The organism is Pseudomaricurvus sp. ABR4_320 (genome assembly GCF_056159445.1).
The window spans coordinates 41,367-59,053 of the sequence record NZ_JBSWVF010000024.1 but is presented as its reverse complement, the minus strand read 5'-3'; the positions used below and the strand labels follow the sequence as shown (position 1 = coordinate 59,053).

The 17,687-nt window shown below is 49.2% G+C and carries 15 protein-coding genes; 7 read left to right on the top strand and 8 right to left on the bottom strand.

Features of this window, described 5'->3' with window-relative positions:
* Positions 1 to 416: 416 nt before the first annotated feature.
* Positions 417 to 2,006 (bottom strand): ATP-binding cassette domain-containing protein, encoded by a 1,590-nt coding sequence (locus ACXAFR_RS25215; protein ID WP_475182409.1) that lies wholly within the window; start codon positions 2,004 to 2,006, stop codon positions 417 to 419.
* On the bottom strand, positions 2,003 to 3,613 hold the full coding sequence (locus ACXAFR_RS25210) for an ATP-binding cassette domain-containing protein (RefSeq protein ID WP_475182408.1): 1,611 nt from the start codon (positions 3,611 to 3,613) through the stop codon (positions 2,003 to 2,005). Before ACXAFR_RS25210 ends, ACXAFR_RS25215 begins: the two co-directional genes overlap by 4 nt.
* Before the next feature lie 205 nt (positions 3,614 to 3,818).
* Here ACXAFR_RS25210 and ACXAFR_RS25205 point away from each other — a divergent pair, with 205 nt between their 5' ends.
* The 7 genes from ACXAFR_RS25205 to ACXAFR_RS25175 all read left to right on the top strand — a co-directional run bounded on the left by ACXAFR_RS25205 (position 3,819) and on the right by ACXAFR_RS25175 (position 11,232).
* Complete coding sequence (locus tag ACXAFR_RS25205; RefSeq protein WP_475182406.1) at positions 3,819 to 5,945, top strand: TonB-dependent receptor; 2,127 nt, start codon at positions 3,819 to 3,821, stop codon at positions 5,943 to 5,945.
* A 90-nt stretch (positions 5,946 to 6,035) separates the two neighbouring features.
* Positions 6,036 to 6,734, top strand: coding sequence for a TetR/AcrR family transcriptional regulator (locus tag ACXAFR_RS25200; RefSeq protein WP_475182403.1), 699 nt, complete (start codon positions 6,036 to 6,038; stop codon positions 6,732 to 6,734).
* 31 nt (positions 6,735 to 6,765) lie between these two features.
* Complete coding sequence (locus tag ACXAFR_RS25195) at positions 6,766 to 7,707, top strand: ABC transporter permease (RefSeq protein WP_475182401.1); 942 nt, start codon at positions 6,766 to 6,768, stop codon at positions 7,705 to 7,707.
* Positions 7,704 to 8,654 (top strand): iron chelate uptake ABC transporter family permease subunit, encoded by a 951-nt coding sequence (locus tag ACXAFR_RS25190; protein WP_475182399.1) that lies wholly within the window; start codon positions 7,704 to 7,706, stop codon positions 8,652 to 8,654. Before ACXAFR_RS25195 ends, ACXAFR_RS25190 begins: the two co-directional genes overlap by 4 nt.
* Positions 8,651 to 9,412, top strand: a complete 762-nt coding sequence (locus tag ACXAFR_RS25185) for an iron ABC transporter ATP-binding protein (RefSeq protein ID WP_475182396.1) — start codon at positions 8,651 to 8,653, stop codon at positions 9,410 to 9,412. The genes ACXAFR_RS25190 and ACXAFR_RS25185 overlap by 4 nt, the downstream gene beginning before the upstream one ends.
* Positions 9,413 to 9,421: 9 nt before the next feature.
* The gene (locus tag ACXAFR_RS25180; RefSeq protein WP_475182394.1) at positions 9,422 to 10,429 is read left to right on the top strand and encodes a siderophore ABC transporter substrate-binding protein; all 1,008 of its coding nucleotides are present in this window, start codon (positions 9,422 to 9,424) and stop codon (positions 10,427 to 10,429) included.
* 50 nt (positions 10,430 to 10,479) lie between these two features.
* Positions 10,480 to 11,232, top strand: coding sequence for a hypothetical protein (locus tag ACXAFR_RS25175; RefSeq protein ID WP_475182391.1), 753 nt, complete (start codon positions 10,480 to 10,482; stop codon positions 11,230 to 11,232).
* Between the two features lie 153 nt (positions 11,233 to 11,385).
* Here the strand turns inward: ACXAFR_RS25175 and ACXAFR_RS25170 are convergent, their stop codons facing one another.
* The 6 genes from ACXAFR_RS25170 to ACXAFR_RS25145 all read right to left on the bottom strand — a co-directional run bounded on the left by ACXAFR_RS25170 (position 11,386) and on the right by ACXAFR_RS25145 (position 16,942).
* Positions 11,386 to 11,568, bottom strand: coding sequence for a Tn3 family transposase (locus ACXAFR_RS25170; RefSeq protein ID WP_475182389.1), 183 nt, complete (start codon positions 11,566 to 11,568; stop codon positions 11,386 to 11,388).
* A 177-nt stretch (positions 11,569 to 11,745) separates the two neighbouring features.
* Positions 11,746 to 11,880, bottom strand: coding sequence for a Tn3 family transposase (locus tag ACXAFR_RS25165; protein WP_475182388.1), 135 nt, complete (start codon positions 11,878 to 11,880; stop codon positions 11,746 to 11,748).
* A gap of 36 nt (positions 11,881 to 11,916) precedes the next feature.
* Positions 11,917 to 12,567 (bottom strand): RES family NAD+ phosphorylase, encoded by a 651-nt coding sequence (locus ACXAFR_RS25160; RefSeq protein ID WP_475182386.1) that lies wholly within the window; start codon positions 12,565 to 12,567, stop codon positions 11,917 to 11,919.
* A gap of 5 nt (positions 12,568 to 12,572) precedes the next feature.
* A complete protein-coding gene (locus tag ACXAFR_RS25155; protein WP_475182384.1) occupies positions 12,573 to 13,019 on the bottom strand; it encodes an antitoxin Xre-like helix-turn-helix domain-containing protein in 447 nt (148 codons plus the stop codon).
* A gap of 266 nt (positions 13,020 to 13,285) precedes the next feature.
* Positions 13,286 to 14,764, bottom strand: coding sequence for a sulfotransferase family protein (locus ACXAFR_RS25150; protein ID WP_475182382.1), 1,479 nt, complete (start codon positions 14,762 to 14,764; stop codon positions 13,286 to 13,288).
* 27 nt (positions 14,765 to 14,791) lie between these two features.
* Entirely contained in the window at positions 14,792 to 16,942 is a 2,151-nt protein-coding gene (locus tag ACXAFR_RS25145; RefSeq protein WP_475182380.1) for a TonB-dependent siderophore receptor, read from the bottom strand.
* Positions 16,943 to 17,687 lie beyond the last annotated feature (745 nt).

Below are 17,687 nucleotides of genomic sequence, written 5' to 3'. Positions count from 1 at the left end.
CTGGAACAGTAAAGGCCAAAAATTCCGGCCTCCCGATGAGAGAGAAAGGATAGATTTTGAGTATAAGCAGCGTAAAGTCGCGTAACACAAGGAAAATTGACGAGGGAAAAGGTCACCCAGACTTGAAGATCTTAGTCCGGCTGGCCTGGTTCGCTCTAAACTTTAGATGTGTTATTCACGTGAAATTTAGAGCATTCCATGTAGAAGTGGATAATGTAGACACTACTAACGAAGCTTTCATATAGCATAACCAATTAAATTTCATTATTTGCCGTATTTTCTTAACTCTCAGGATGGGGTTAGTTACCCGAAAATCGAAGTAGTAAGACAAATAGAGAGATAACTTTTTTAAGAATCTATCCACCAGATGCACTAGTGAGCTGAATTCACGGTTTCTTTCTAGAGGGATTTGTATCTCATTCTGTTAATGTCAGTGTTTGATCTGGTTGCCATAGGGCTGAATGACGATGAGTGATAACCAGAAGTGTTATCCTTTGTTGTAAAATCAAATTCACTACTGCGTTCTCAGTATCAGCGTCCAATGATGAGGTGGGCTCATCCAACAAAAGTAATGGCGCCTGTTTTACGACAGCTCTCGCGATATTGATACGCTGTGCCTCGCCACCGGACAGCTGAGCGCCATTGTCCATTATGGGTTGATGAATACCCTTTGGATTCCGTGCAATCAGTTCACCTAACTGTAAATGACCGCACAAAGTGGTTATTTCATCGTCACTTGCATCTGGGTTGCCAAGGCGAATATTGCTGGCAATTGTCCCGTTGAATAATATGGGATGCTGATTGACGTAGCTTAGCTGCCTGGCCAAGTCAATTCTGGAGAAAGACTGTAGCGGCCGGTTGTCGAGTAAAATCGCTCCTTCCTGGAGTGGCTCAAATCCCAGCAGCTGATGAAAAAGTGTTGTTTTGCCGCTGCCGCTGGCTCCTCGGATAACCAATCGGTGATTCTTGGGCAGGTTCAAGCAGACAGGTTGCTGTTGTGGTCCTAATTTGATGTCAACCAGAGTCAGCTTGGCGTCGTTAGGCTGAATGTTGACCGATGGGTCGGCGGTTTGTTCGCTATGACCCAGTGGGATACTGGGCAGATCCTCCAGTGCTTGATAGTCTCTCAGTGTTTTGCGCTGATTGTTGAATCCTATGGCCGCTATGGTGATATTTTCCAAAGGAGAGGTCGCACGCATTGTCAACATGAGCGCAGCAAGGATCACGGTTGTTGAAGTCTCGTTAATAAGTAGCAATACCACGCTGATACTCGCTAAAGGCAGAAGGTTGGCCAGCGTTGATTCTAAAGATGCTCTGGCAATCGCGCGAATGCTGTTTGCAAGCGCCCCCGATTGCGCCATCCAGGCCAGCTCTATACGATGCGTTGCCTCAGTGAATCCTGCCGCGCCACGCAGCCATTCAGTGTTATTTGCGAGCTCATGTGTGGATAACGTTGTTGCGGACTCGCTGGCAAGACGTTGTTTTTCTGAGTCGGCCAACGCTTTTTGAGCCCGCCACTGCCAGGCGAAAGATATCACCAGCGATAAGGTCAGGGTCAGCCCTAATGGCATCCCAACGATGCCTATCGCGCCGATTGAGAGAAAAATGGGTAAGAGTGGGGCGTGCAAAAACACTTGCAATTGATGTGCTGGAATACTCATAAGTCCAGGGATGCCCCCTGTAGCAAGCTGCGTTGCGGTTGAGCGTGGTTTTTCTGTTAGCGACCGCGGCCTGATGTTTAGCAGCGTCTCACGCAAGTGTTGGTAGAGATTTTCGGCGAGTTGTGCGCCGGCCCAGTAGCCTGAACGAGCAGCGTACACTGTAATAGTAACGGTCAGTATTGCCGTCAGGAGGACGGGCCATGGTGAGAATTGATGGACAATTGAGAATGCAAGTAGCAGGTAGGTCGATGCTTCCATCAAAGAGGCTGCGATCCAGAGCAGCGCCGTCGGTAGCAGAATTGATTTGGCGACGGCGGGCAGTTTACGTAGAGTTTGGCCGATCATGCTCGAGTCTCCACTGGTTGTTTTCTACCAAGGTCGATTCGATAATCGCCGCGCGCGATAATTTCTGCATCGTGAGTGACAATCACAATAATCCTGGCATTCAGTCTGGCTTCGTGCTCAAGTATTTCTATCAGGTGTACGGAATTCCTGTTATCCAATGCCGCAGTCGGCTCATCCAACAGCACGATTCTTGCCGGAGATAACAATGCACGTGCAAAATTGACCCGCTGTTTTTCACCGCCAGAGAGCTTTTCGCCAGGGGTGTCGAGAGGCAGGTGCAGGCGAGCTTTCCGTAGCACTTCCAGGCAGCATGCTTCCGAGGCGCCCGGTAAAGAAAGTCTCAGGTTAGCCGTGATTGTTTCATCGAGAAGCTCTGAGCCCTGAGGAAGATAGAATATCTGTTCGTTGATGCACTCTTCGGTGAGATGCTGCAAGGCAACGCCATCCAGCAGCACTTGTCCTTCCTTTGGCTCATCTCTACCCGCCAGACAACGGAGGAGGGTGGATTTGCCGCTGCCGCTGGGGCCAGTGATCGTGGTAATACAGCCGGCCTTAAACGTTTGTGTGAGCTTTGTGTCTGTTTTTTGGTTAGATGGGTGTAGCAGAGCGCCGTTCAGTTCCAACGCGGAGGTATTGCTGGTCACGAGAGTATTCTTGCCAAAGCGAAGTGTTGGGGTAGACAGAAATTCATTTAACCGCCGTGCGGCAGCTCTCCCATGGTTCACATATTCAAGCCCATGGCCCAGGCGCAGAGCAGGGGTAACGAGGACCAGACTGAAGAACAATGCCGCCGCCAAATGTTGCGCAGGCCAGTCGTGCCCTACAGCGTAGACCAAGGCATAGGTAGCGACGGCCTGCAGCATGGAAGTCGCGACGGCTGCGACCGTGGCGACCCGGCCAACGCGATATTTAACGAGGTTGACAAATTCGGTCGTTGCTTTGCGATAGTCTGCCAGAGGTCCAACACGGGAATCGCAGACGGCCAGAATGGGGGCACCGCGCGTAATCTCATTAATGGATGTTGTAATGTTCTGCATGACATTGAGGCCATCCTGCTGCTGTTGTGCCATTCGACTGGGGATGATGACCAGATAGCAGATTGCTGCCATAAGCCCTGGAGCCAATGCGATAATAATGTTCCAACCGCAGAGGCTTATCAAAAGCCACAACGTGGTCGTCGGAATGGTGATAAAGACGGCGGCCTCTCCAGGCAAATGCGCAATCATATGGTGCAAAGCAGTGATGTCTCCTTCCAGTCTCCTGCGGATTTCTTCTCTTGGTAGTGCTGCCAGTACGCTGCTTGGTAGTCTCACCAGGTGCCTGGCGAGCTGTTTCTTCAGTGCGACCGAAAAACTCAATTCTGCGCTATGGCAGATCCATGCTGAGCATCCCGTAGAGATGCCAGCGAAGCCGAAGCATGCCAGCGCTGAAGCGAGCCGAGACGTCTCGCTCGAAGTAAGAAAGCTAATTAAACACCACAGAGCCAGTAGAGCAGATCCCCCAGACATCGTTGCCGCAATCGTACCGAGTATCAGCGAAGGCAGGACGGGTTTCAACGTTGGGTAGAGTGCGGAGCGGAAGCTGGGATTCCGGTTGGTAAGTCTCATATGTGTACTCTTTTACTGTCTTCGGTGGGTGCTGCCGGCCGCTCTTAAAACTACAGTGATGGGTGGTGGGAAAGCGTACTTTCGTATTCTGAAAGCGCTGCCTTTTCTCTATTTTACAACATGGTGTTGATAAATAGTTTAGCGATTGATATCCTGAATAACAATAGTTCTCATCAAGGTTTAATTGTCCCTTCGAGGTTTCGCAATGTCGCCGTCCCCAGTTCCTAATCAATGTTCACAAAAGAATTGCTCTCGGTTTTTACACAGTACTCTGGCAATCGCTATTACTCTCCTTTCCTCCGCAGCGCTTGCATCAAACCCAAGTCCTTCTGAGGCTACCAACAGGGCAAGCCCAGTTAAGCTGGAAGAGGTTGTCGTTTACGGACAGAAAATAGAACGATCATTACAAAATACGGAGAGCTCTGTGTCCGTACTGGGGCAGGACATGATTGAGCGGAATCGTGATCAAACTACAATTGCTGAATTGTTGCGAGGCACTGTCAATCTGCTCTATGCAGGCAGTACGGATGCTCCCATCATTCGCGGTACTGACACAAAGGGGCCGGTAAGTGCAGGTAATGCATATCTATCGAAACCCATACCGGGAGCGACGATCAGCGTTGATGGACGTTACCTGACATCGGCTGAACTAAACTTGGGAGCCGCAGGCTTGTGGGATGTTGACTCAGTCGAAGTGTACCGAGGGCCTCAAACCAGTAGCCAGGGTGCTAACAGTATCGCGGGTGCTGTTGTCATCAACACCAGAGAGCCCACGTTTACGCCCGAGGCGGAGGCGCAGGCACTTGCTGGCAGCCGCAATAAACAGCGATATTCCGCGACCGTCTCCGGCCCACTGACAGACGAAGTCGCCGCTCGACTGGCGATAGATTACAGTCAGCGTGATACATTCATTGACTACACGAATCCGGATTTCACTGCGGATAGTTTCGATCTGGACTGGAAGACTCAAGATGTACGTGCCAAGGTGCTCTGGCAACCCTCGGTTTTGGATGGTTTCTCTGGAATGTTCACCTATGGGTATACCAAGGTGAATCGCCCGAATAGCGAGGTTACCTCACAACCCTACGACGATCTGGATAATGTGTCTTTGTACCAGGATAATCAAGAAACAGACAGTCACGTTTCCATTCTGGATCTCAGCTATGAAATCTCTGAGAGTGTGGTGGTTTCCAACCAGCTCCAGTACTCAGAAGGGGATTACAAATTTCATTTTGCGGCCCCCTATGAAGGAGAAGCGCTACGATCCAACGAAAATGTATCTAACGATCTTCGCTTTAATCTGGCGACTTCAGGTGCCCCCTTAAGTGGAGTGATTGGTGTCTTCCTCTGGGATGATAAAACCAACAATGCGCTGGACAACACCTTCGGTAATGCCGATGCCGATTTACGCCACCAAAGTCTGTCACCCTACGGTGAGGTGATTTGGCGATTCAGCCCCCATTGGCGATTAACGGCTGGAGCTCGCTACCAAGTCGATGAAATCAGTCATCATGGTGCCGCGAGTTATGTGCCCAACGTGATCCACGATTACGACAAAACTTTTACGGCTTTCTTGCCTAAATTAGCTTTAGCCTATGAATTTTCAGGTACATCGAACATCGGAGTGCTGGTTAACCGAGGCTATATTCCCGGTGGTACAGGTATTAATTTTCGTGGTGGCGAGTACTATACCTTTGACGAGGAGTATGCCTGGAATTACGAAGTGTTTACTCGCCAGACCCTTCTAGACCAGCGATTGAGCCTGAATGCCAACCTCTTCTACACGGTTTTCAAGGACTCGCAGCGCTCGGTAACAGATTACCTTGACGGCCGTCCTTTTGGATCCGTAATCATAAATGCAGATGAGGCAATCAGTCAGGGCTTGGAGATCAGTATTGATTTTCAGGCTAATGCGCAATTGCAAGTGAGCGCTGGGCTGGGCGTTTTGGATACTGAAATCAGTGATTTTTCAGACTACCGGGGTGAGGAATTCGTAGGCAAGGAATTCAGTAAAGCGCCCGGCTATATGGCAAATTTTCGCGTTGAATACCAAATATCCCGGTCGTTCAGTATCGGTGGGGATGTGAATTATACCGATTCTTATTTTTCCAACGATACAAATGACCCAGAGCTGCGTGTCACCTCTTTTTCATTAGTCAATCTACACGGAAATTATCGCGTTAGCCGTCAAATCGAACTGTTCGGTTACGGGAGAAATCTGTTTGATAAGCGAGCACCCGTGCGGAAGGTGTCCGACAGCAGTACCGGTGGCATTAATGCCTACTTAGTAGAGCCGAGAGAGTTCGGGTTGGGAATTAAGGCGAAATTTTAAAGGACTTCTACTTGAGCGATTCATTTTGAACATTGGGGGAGGCGCTGATAATGGCTAGAATCAGCGTCTTTCGACAGAGAGATCCGTACAATGACTGATATTTCCAATGACTCAAAACCTCGGCGTCGCCGGGGGCGTCCGAGTAAGATTTCGCGCGATCGAATAGCCGAGGCGGCGCTGGAGCTTGGTATCGACGAGGCTACAATTCCGGCGATTGCCGCTCACCTCAAAGTCGATCATTCATCGCTTTATCACCATGTAAAGGGGCGTACCGACATTGTGCGCCTGGCGGCAGAACTGGCCATAGAGCGGCTTGATTGGCGGGCCCCACCAGCGACTAACTGGCGGGAAGAATTAATCGTATTAACCGACGCTCTGTGGATGCTTTATGGGCGTAATCCGGGGCTTGCGGAAGCAATCCACCGAGCGGAAATAACCCCAACAGTTGGTATTCACTCATTTGCAGAATCAGTAAGCCAGTTGCAAGAAAAGGGTTTTAATCTCGCAGACGCAGTGGTTGCCGTGGATATGCTCGTAGACATGGTAGGCGAGTGTTTCATCGGGTGGTGGTCTCTTGATAAAACCGAAGAAAACGGTCATTCGCGTAGAGATAGAATCATTGCGCTGTGGCAATCTGAGGCCGCCCGGAATCCAGATAGAGCTGAGCAGATAAACGCGATGATCAGCATTATGAAAGGCGGCACCCGAGCGTGGTGGGAACGAAAGAGAGACATTGCTCTGGATGGTATAGAGGCCAAAATCGGCCATAAGGCAAAGGTTGGTCGTTAGAAGCTCTGGCGTGCATGACAATGGCAAAAAAATGATATCCAAGCTAGTTATCGGCGGTTTCTCAGCGCTCTGTGTTTTGTCGCTCTGTATTGGTGTCGATACCCTGATGAGTGGTGGTTTCGGGCAAGTCAGCGACGGTGCCTGGCTGACATTAACAGCGAGCCGTATACCCAGACTAGTTTCAGTACTATTGACCGGAGCGGGCCTCTCTTTATGTGGAGTTATCCTGCAGCAGCTACTGCGCAATAGATTTGTAGAGCCTGCTACCACGGGAGGATTAGATGCCGCTAAATTGGGAATTCTGATTTCCGTAGCAGTGTCAGGTACCAGCACTTTTGAGAAGACTGCGATTGCGTTTGGAGTTTGTCTACTTGCCATCGGAATTTTCGTTACTTTTGTCTATCGACTGCGTTTGAAAAACCCGTTGCTGATTCCTGTAGCAGGGTTGATGTATGGGGCGGTACTTAGTGGAGGAGCCGAATTTTACGCGGTCCAGAATAACATGATGCAAAGTATGCAGGGCTGGCTGCTGGGTGATTTTTCCAAAATTGTTGTCGGGCACTATGAAATTGTTTGGCTTCTGTTGCCACTGATTATCGGCGTATATGCCTGTGCTCATCAGCTTACCATTATGGGGATGGGCAGAGACATGGCGAACAGCCTGGGAATCTCCTATGCCGCCATGGCTTCACTGGCGCTGATTGTGGTTTCTCTGACGACCTCTATCACTGTAATTGCCGTAGGCGCCATTCCATTCCTAGGCTTGGCCGTACCGAATCTGGTCGCGCTTTACTACGGCGATAACCTGGCACGTACGTTACCTTTGGTGGCCCTAGCTGGTGCCGGATTGTTGCTTTTCTGCGATCTTCTTTCGCGATTGCTGATTTACCCGTTCGAGGTACCCATCGGCATTACCGCAGGTGGGCTCGGCGGCTGTCTTTTTCTGCTGTTGATCTGGCGTAAACGACTGTGAATCTCGCGTCCAGAATTCTGTTAGTTTGGGTGTGCGCAGGTGTTTTAGCGATTGCGTTTGTTTTGTTTCATTCTGATTTTGACCTCAATTATATTATCCCCGGACGCCTACAGCGTTTGCTGACAATGATCATCGGGGGTATTGCTATCGCGTACTCTTCTATTATCTTTCAGACACTGGCACTAAATCGTATTCTGTCTCCAGCCGTTATGGGATACGAATCCGTTTACATTTTCTCTCAGGCATTGATCATATTGATAACCGGTGTTGGGAGTACGGGTTTGTTTGGGCATTATGGTAGTCACGTCTCGGGCTTAATGATTCTGCTGGTATACTCCTGGCTTTTACAGACCACTTTGTTAAAGAACGCTGGGAGGGACATTTTTTTTGTTCTTCTCTCTGGCATGGTTCTGTCTTTAGTGATTACCACCGCGACGCAATTCGTCCAGTTAAAGATCAGTCCCGGAGAATTCGCGATACTGGAATCGTTTCAATACGCTTCGTTTGGTGCAGAGAATAAAATCAATCTGTCGATTTCGGGTTTCATAGTGTTTGCGACAATTGTCTTACTGCGGCCAATAATGAACACTCTTGATGTCATGGGCTTGGGTCGAGATCAAGCGGTTGCATTAGGGGTTAGCTATAAAGAGCACACTCGCATTTTGTTGTTCGCCGTAACTTTGCTGGTCGCTACTGCAACGAGCCTGATTGGACCAACCGCCTTTATGGGCGTATTTGTTGCTAATCTTGCCTATCAAATTACTCCGACGTTTCGCCATTCCAGCATCCTGGTTCTGGCGAGCGGTATTGCCTTGATACTGTTTATCCTGGCCCAATTTTCGGTTGAACATGTATTCAACTACAAAGTTACCATCAATATTGTTATTAACTTAGTCTGCGGGATATTTTTCTTCATCGTTATGCTTCGCCAGAGGTCGGTCTTGTGATCCGAATAGAAAATCTGTGTAAATACTACGCTGGAAACGCGGTCGTAAATAATATTTCGGTGACCTTTCCGCAAAAAAAAATGACGGCACTGATTGGCCCTAACGGGGCAGGTAAATCAACACTGTTAATGATTTTAGCGAAACTGTTGGACCCGTCGGATGGAAACGTCTGGCTGAATCAAAAAAATACGGATGACTATTCACCGCGACAATTCGCACAGCTGGTAGCAACACTGCGTCAAAGTCAGGAAATACACCAGCGACTGCGCGTCGAAGAACTGGTGGCCTTTGGTCGCTTTCCTTACAGTCGCGGCAGACTTACAAAAATGGATCGAGTCGCCATAGACAGAGCTTTGGAATATCTTTCGCTAACATCTCTGCGTGGAAGTAACCTACATGAAATCAGCGGTGGCCAGAGACAATTGGCATTGTTAGCTTTGGTTATCGCACAGGAAACCGATATGTTGCTGCTTGATGAGCCTCTGAACAATCTCGATATGAAGCACAGTCGGCAGATCATGCAGGCGCTGCGAGAACTTTGCGACGTCGACGGCCGAACCATTATCTGTGTGATCCATGATATCAATTTTGCGGCCAACTACTCGGATTGGATTCTGGCATTAAAGCACGGGAGCGTGCACTCTTCAGGTCCGGTGGATTCCATTATTACCCAGAAAAATCTCCAGTGCCTGTACGGAATTAACTTTGATGTCGTAAAGACTCGTAATGGCTATTTGTGTAATTATTTTAATCCATAAGGTAACGCTATGTGGTGTAAGAAGTATCGTGGGAGTTTGGTAAGTCTCTGTTTTCTGATGTCACTGTTGTTGAACGGTTGTGGTCATTCAGATGATTCCCAACAGGTTGAGAATCAGCTTGGCAAGGTGGATGACGCCCGGATAACTGTTGTACATCAGTTGGGTACTCTTACTCTGGAAAAAGTGCCCAAGCGCGTTGCGGCTTTCGATATGAACGACGTGGATATTCTTGATCAGTTGGGCGTGCCTATTGCTGGCATGCCTAAAGATTACGTTCCGCATTTTCTTTCTCGATATGCGGAGGATGATAGAGTCGTAGACTTGGGAGCGATTGTACGTCCAAATCTGGAGAGTGTTTATCGCTTAAAGCCCGATTTAATCTTAATCTCGCCGATCCAGGCACAGAGTTATCCGCATTTATCAGACATAGCGCCAACACTACATTTTGATTGGGATTTGCTCAACTCTCACGGAAATTATCTGGACGCGCTTGTTACCCACATTCGCGAGTTGGGAGAAATTTTTGAGCGGCAGCCGATCGCCGAAGAAAAAATTTTTGAATTGACGGAGAAGGTCGCGCAAGTTCGATCGGAAATCGACGAGCGTAGCGAGCGTGCTCTGATATTACTCCATAATCAAGGTAGCTTTAGTTCTTTTGGCGTCAGATCTCGCTACGGATTTGTCTACGATACGTTAGGTGTAAAGCCGGCAAGCCTGAAAGAGGAGCCTGGCCTGCATGGACAGCCCATTTCTAACGAGTTTATACGTAAAACTAACCCGGATATTATTTTTATCATCGACCGTACTGCGGTTATGGAGCACCAGCCCCAATTGAATTACGAGCGTTTGAAAAATCCTCTTATCCAGCAGACTGAGGCGTGGAAAAATCACAGAGTGGTTTTTGTCGATGCTGAGACCTGGTACGTCAGTTCTGCCAGTATCACATCGTTAAAGGTGATTGCCAATGAGGTTTTAGCGGCTTATAAGGTTGAGCCAGAGCTTGTTGGCAGACCTTAGGACGTACCAGCCTTGCTTGAACATCATTGATGTGAGCGTATGGGGCCGAAGTGGAGCAAAAGGCACTAGCTAGTGAAGAAGGGCGGTTGGCGGTCGAGCGCCGGTTGGAGCAAGAGCGAGCGATACATACCGATGCCATGACGCAAGCCGCCGCAACGGAAAAAGTCTTGTCAGATCAGGTTCACCAATTGTTGCAGGAAAAGAAGCTTCTGGAACAACAGTTTCAGCAACGGACAGCGGCGTTGGATAAAGCGACTAGGGAGCATACCCAAACGCTAAAGGCTCAACAGACCACTCACACCGAAGTGATTGACGCCCTAAAAATCCAGAACAGCGAAGCCATCGGTGCGCTCCAGGCGCAGCTGGGGCAGGAGCGGGGCAGTTGGAAGCAAGAGCGGATTCGCTTTGAAAAGACGTTAAGTCGGCGTGACGATCGCATTCAAGATTTATCCGACGAGCTCAGCCAAAAGCAATCACAACGGGCTCGGCTTGAGCAGTCACTCAGCCAGACCAATGTTACGCTTCAAGAGCAGGCGGGCAGAATCGAAGATCAAACGGCAGCCAACAGTCGTCTTGCCAGGGAGCTGTCATCTGCTAGCAATGCTCTGAGTGAACTGGAAGGCATCATAAAAGAACGAACAACATTGCTCGAACAGCGAGATGCATTGAAAGCACAGCTATCTTCTCAGCGAACCATGGAAACCGTGATGTCGTCGCTGACCGATTGGATGGAGGCGCAAAAGCGCTCTGAGGAGAGAAGCAAAAGTAAGAAAAAACCAGGATCTGACTCAGCTAAAGCCTAGTGTCCGTAATGGATACTGAGACGGAAAGATTGTGATAAAGGTAATTTTATAGGTCCAACCTAAATCCATGTAATAGTGGACACTTTGAAATCATAAGCTATTAATAATCATAATATATTTTCCTAATTATTCGAGATTGAATTACAGCCAATATCAAGCCTTCAGTTTTCGGTTGGTGTTGACTTCCATATTACCGCGCAAGTCTAGGTGTTCGTGACGATCGGAAGATCGCACAGACAATAGTTCTGGAGTTAATTCAAAGCCGTCTTTTCGGATTTTTCTCAGTGCACGGGTCATTGTGTTAACATTGCGGAGAATAACCATATTAGCGACCACGTGATTGCATTAGGCAATTTTCGCTTATTGGCCGAGTATATCTTGCTGAATACGCCCATTGTTGTAGAAAAAAAATATCTATTGCAGAAAGTTGTTCAATTCATCACTTTTCCAAGTTGCTGCCTGAATGGTTTCCCGCAATTGATTATCTGTGATGTGATGTAATCTAATAAAAAACTATGTTCGAACCACTCTGACCAGTGTTCTGAATGCGTAATACAGTTGGTTTCGTATGCTCTCTGTACTGAGTCGCCTGACGATTGTCGGTACGGATACTTTTCCCATCTTGATAGAAAGTGCCACACGAAACATACTTTTATGTATTATGCTTTATCAATTTCCCGTGAATTATAGAGAAACAAAGCGGTTAATTTTTGCGTATTGAGAAAATCTATCGCCATCCCAAAGAACGGTATAGTGGCCAGTCTGATGAACTTTCGTTGTGGCGGGTGGACGGTACAAGCCGAAACAATGGCCCTCTGAATGACGAACGGATCGGTAGTAGACGCCAAATTCTTTTTGACCAAACAGCTTCATGCCTAGTTTCTGTGAGTGCTCATAGGTCTCTCGTGCATGAACGCGAGTATTCGCCGTAACATCAACCAGTGGTTGATTAATTTTTCCTGTGTAGCACCTCACGACAGCGTGAGAGGTATCACTGTAGTTAAAGTCGTTCCAAACCTTAGCGGCATGGAACGACCACTCTTTCAGTGCCGTGTGCACACTGTCTCCGGAATAGTAGCAACCATAATCATCGGTGTTGAATCTGCCGGCGCGAACATAACAAAATGAGGCCATTACTGGGCCCCAGCCCTCTCCAAATCTTGCATCGTTTATATCGACGGATTCCCGCCAGCGCTGCAAGCGATCACTTGTTGCACCTGCCAGCTCTGCGATGAGATACGAATCGGCATCACTGACGGTATCAAAAACGTTCTTTGGAGGGTATATCGAATGTACAACCCGATAGTGCTTGTCTCCAGGTTCAATGTACTTCAACGACATCACCCCCGTGCTCTGTCGAGGTAACGGCGAATTGTGTAAAGAGCTTCCATCCGTCCATTTTTTATCGCGTATTCCTTCATAGATTGTCCCTGGAAAATAGCGTTCTCATTTGGCTCTAAAAACCACCGGTTCCCCACAGAACGTTGTCCTGTTTCGTCTTTTGGGCCGATGATGGCAAGAGACTGATAGATTCCTGCCAGCAAGGACAATCGCTCCATTACATCGCGGGACAACTCGAGTGTTTCGTTAGCATTAGCATTTTTGAACCACGACTTGACTGTTCGTGGCGAGATTCCACCGAGTAATGATGACACGTCATTCAACGATAGTTCCCATTCTCCAGAGCGTCGTAGGGTGTCTAGCCAACGTAGTCCTGCTCCGGCATATTCTGCGCTGAAGACATCTTTTTCGGTGTCTGGTTTACGGTCGTTTGCAGTTTCTATCATGACCATCCTCCTTTCATTATGGATATAATAGCCGATTCAGCTCGCGAGGGGCAATATTGCCCGCTATTTTGATGTTTGGGCAATATTGCCTATAGGGTTTTCGTGAATGATTCACCAAACCCTAGTTCGCCCCATGGTAGCGCCCCATCCAGTTCAAGACGGGGGGCAATAAACGGTTCTCTGGCGATAAGGTCAAGATTATCCCGGATATAATTTCGCCCTGACGGCGGATTTTCAAATAAATCCCGTAGGGAGTCTGCGTACAGTTATCCTACTGACTCCGGTAATGCTCGGCAGAGCGCCTGCAATTCATTTTCATAGTGTCGCCAGCGGCCTGAGGAGCTACGATAGAGCGGTTGGCGTACCTGCCAGCGAGAGGGAGTTTGTATCTGACGGTCGTGTTGATGAAAATGAATCATGTTTTCATGCCATGCCAGATCGAGGTGTTGCGCCAGTCGTTCAGATTGATCGGTGATATCTGCAATGGTCGCTTCGTAGTCAACGTCCAGCATGCTCAATGACGTCGCTTCCTGCCAGTGCCGCATCAATCGATTATAGCCCCGCCAGTAAACGGCAATGTCCTCTAGGTCGGTGGCCCAGCGTTGCTCCGGGATAAAGTTTTCCGCAAATATAGACAGTCCATTATCGCGTAGATCCCTGCGGCAATGGATGATTTTGGCCTGGGGAAGGGTCAGGGCGATGAGGCCTAGATGCCAGAAATTTAGCGGTTGTTTATCCACAATAGCATTGGCCCTGTTCCCGCGGGCAAGTGCCCGCAGACGCGTTAGGTGCTCCTCGCCTAATGTGGCAGTCAGGGTTTCGGAAAGATGCGGAGCGGTTTCCGGCCAGGAAAGATCCGGTCGATTCAGGTGGTCGGGAGTTGCGGTTGCCAGATCCGTTAATAGATCCAATTCTCCTGCACCGAGAATGTCCGGGTGGCTGGCCAGAATCTGCTCGGTGAGGGTGGTCCCGGAGCGTGGTAAACCGACAACGAACACCGCTTGCTGAGATTGCTCAGCCGGTCTCCAGTGCCGTCGAGCGTCGTAAAATTCAGGGGTGAAGAGCGAGATCAGTGACGCTACACGACGCTCGAATTCTGCTCGGTTGAATTCGCCGGCCAATTGTCGTCGGGCGCTATTGGCCGAACGCCAATAGCTAAAGGCAGCGCGATGTTCTCCCTGGCGCGCGAGAACTTTGCCAAGGGCGTAGCCAATCAAGGCCCGATCCGCTACCGGAGCCCGAGCCATCTGCTGTTTGGCTCGATCAATGGCGGTATCAAGCAGGTCGGCGTCGGCCACATTAAGCAGACCGGCATGGCCTTCAGGATCACCTGGCGCTTGTTGTAACAGCGCTTGATAAGTATTGGCCGCACCCGCTTTGTCGCCGCTGTCTTCCAGCGTTTTGGCGAGCCCCGCCAGAGCATCGACAAATGATGGCTTAAGAGTCAGTGCCCGTTCAAAACTGGAACGGGCATCTACAAGCTGACTGTCGCGCAACAACGCGTTTCCGAGCAAGACGTAGAGGGCGGGGTTGGACGGCTCACAGGCAACGGCCTTTTGTAAACATTGAATGGCCTGGGAGCGCTGGTGGTTTCTTATAAGGCAGCGAGACAATCCCACAAATGGCGCTGCGATACGAGGATTGGCTTTGGCAGAACGTCGAAATGCGTCGAAAGCGCCGGTTATGTCTCCGGCACGCTCGCACGCTAAACCTTGGTCGTAAAACGCTTTACCGTCATTCCCCATAATATTATGTTTCCGGTCGTCGCGAGGTTAAAACCTCGCTCGCAAAGAGACGAAAGCCGATCTTGGATTGCCAAATCGGTGACCGCCACCTGGGGTTCCGGTCGAGTAACCCGCGGTATCGAGATATTCCTCGTCGAACAAATTGTGAATATTGAGCTGCACGTCGAGGGCATTATTAATAGGGTAGGCGGCCATGGCATCTGCCAGTGTGTAACCATCGTACTCTATTTCGAAGCGGGTCGCTGGGCGTTCTGAAATGGCTCTTACACCAAGGCCCAACTTCAACCCGGTGAGAGCGCCTTTGGGTAGCTCGTAAGACAGGTAAGCACTGTAAGTTTCATCGGGCACCATGGAAACCGGGTCTCCAACATCCTGGCCAATATCGGCGTCTATAACTTTGGTGATTTCAGCATCAAGATAACCGTAAGCAAGATCAAGATGTAGATCCGGCGTAATACCTATTGCCGCGCTGATTTCAAAGCCTTTATGTTCCTGTTCGCCGTTTGCGATAACGTAGGCCGGGTCGCTCGGCAGATTGTTGGGATCTGTTGTCGCAACGTTCTGTCGTGTCAGATCGAAAATGGCGGTAGTTACGTGCAGTCGTTCGTTAAACAGGTGCCCTTTTAGCCCGAGCTCATAGTTGACCGCGGTTTCAGGTTTGATGTTGTTCCCGCTGCGCGTTGTACCCGCTTGCGGAATAAAGCTCTCGGCGTAGCTCAAATACGCGTTTAATCCCGAGGTTAACTGGTAGGTTGCTCCCAGACGGAAGGTGGTATCATCGGTTGGCACCGTTTCACCGGTGGCGTTGTTGGTCTCTTCGTAATCGTCATAACGGATTCCAGCGACTACGGTAAGACCTTCCAGTGGGCGCAGGCTGGCCTCTCCATAAATCGACTGGAGTTCATCTTCGCGATCCCGGTAGGGATTGAGTTCGAGATCGTAATTTGGCACGGCGTAAACGGCGGAAGGGATATCGTTAATATCAACAAGACCAAGGACGCCACCAAAGGCCCAGTAGCTGGCAAAACTAGTTTCTTGCCAAGAGGTGCCAACCACCCAATCCTGACGTTGGCCAAAGGCTTCAAATCCCCCCATTAATTGCACATCGCCGTAGCTCACTTCCGTGTCGCGATAGCCGGAGGAATAGTAAACGTAGCCGACGGTATCATCTGGGCCAAAGCCTCTGCCGTTGTAATAGTTGTAAATATTCTGGCTCGCCTGATAGTCGAAATCGGTCTCCTGATGGCTACCGCGAATCACCAGTTTGAGGTCATCGAGAAATTCGTGCTGAAACTCTGCGTCTACATAGGTGTCCTCACCACCCTGGTCAGACGTAACGCCAAAATAGGTGTCATCGTGAATGCTTGATGGTATAGAGCCATCTTCATTGACGGCGAAGCTGGAGCTCGGAGTGCCTTCGCGTTCGGTATAGGCAACGGATAACTGTGCTCTCGTGCGATCACTGAAATTGGCTTCAATCACCGGACGAATGGATTGTGTTTCCGTATTTGCTTCGTCTTGCGAATTGCCTTGATCCTCATAAGCCAGAGTTAGTCGACCACTGAATATCTCTGAGTCGAAAAGCGCTCCTTCATTCAAATCCGCTTCAAACCGATAGGTGCCGAAGCTGCCCGCCCGAGCGATCAGTTCCACCGAGTCTTCTGCATGAGGGGACTTTGTTACCTGATTAACAACGCCGCCGGGAATAACCGGCCCCAATAAGATGGAGACAGGGCCTTTGAGCACTTCGAATCGTTCAATCTGTGAGCTATCACGTCTGCCAGCTCCTCGGCTGTCATTTTCTGGCCGGTTGTTGGTCAATACAGTCGCCCATAGCCCTCGAATCCTATAGGAACCTCCGGTAGGTAGATACTGCGTATTGCTGCGCGTGACGTTGGGTACGGATTCCAGGGCATCGAGTGGATTAAAATAACCGCGTTCATGAAGTTTGGATTCATCGATAATGTCGAGCGAAAAAGGTAGCTCGTCGGCGTCGATGGGCAGTCTGTTCAGCAGAGAATTTTGAAACTTCTGACCAATAACGACGACTTCTTCATCGACAGAATCCCCGGCGGCGTCGACCGCTTCCTGAGCATTGAGCTGACCATTAAGACTGTACGCGGCTATGGCGACAGCCAGCGCGTTACGATTTGGCAGGCGCAAAAGGTTCCTTGGCATCTAGTTTCTCCGTACGAAAAAGACGTTTGTCGTTACTTTTATAAAATGTCTAAAAATTGAGTTCCACGTATGTAGCTTGGTAGGGCGACACCCGTTGTCCCTGTAGATGAAGTGTGATCTTAAATTGAATAAGTAATCTATATTTTGATCGTGAATTCAGGTGAGAGCTGCTTACTTATTCGATAATGAGAATTATACGCATTTATAGCGGGAATAGAAGTTTTAATGATTAGCCAATTGCCATACCGAGGGTTCACTAGCTGTGTCGTAAGGGGAGAGAGGGTGCACGCCTCTCTATTAGTTCAGAGGAAATTCCACGTTAGCCTAGCTGGGAGCGACCACGACAAAACCAAGTTGTCGATACATGGGGACTGCCAGTGTCGAGGCAACCAACAAATGAGTTGCTTGATGAGGCTAAAGAGTTTGTACTGCATGCCAGGGGTGGGGTGGCCAATCCCCGCCTTAGATAACAAGAACTGACGAACATCTGGTCTACTTTGTCGCCGTTCTCAATGGCAGTAACTCCTGCCAGTGTGTATGTCGATCTCCTTGAACACGAAGTTCGGTCCAAATTCATGTAAAAGTGGATGCTTTTAAATCATAACATTCTCAAGGACTCGTCTCGGGAGGGCTATTCAATCTCTACGGATCTGCCTGTTGAGAAGACTCTCGTTATCGACCGAACGACTTACGATATTACCTACCATCCGAATTTTGGTGGAAAGAATCGTTTCAATTGCATCCA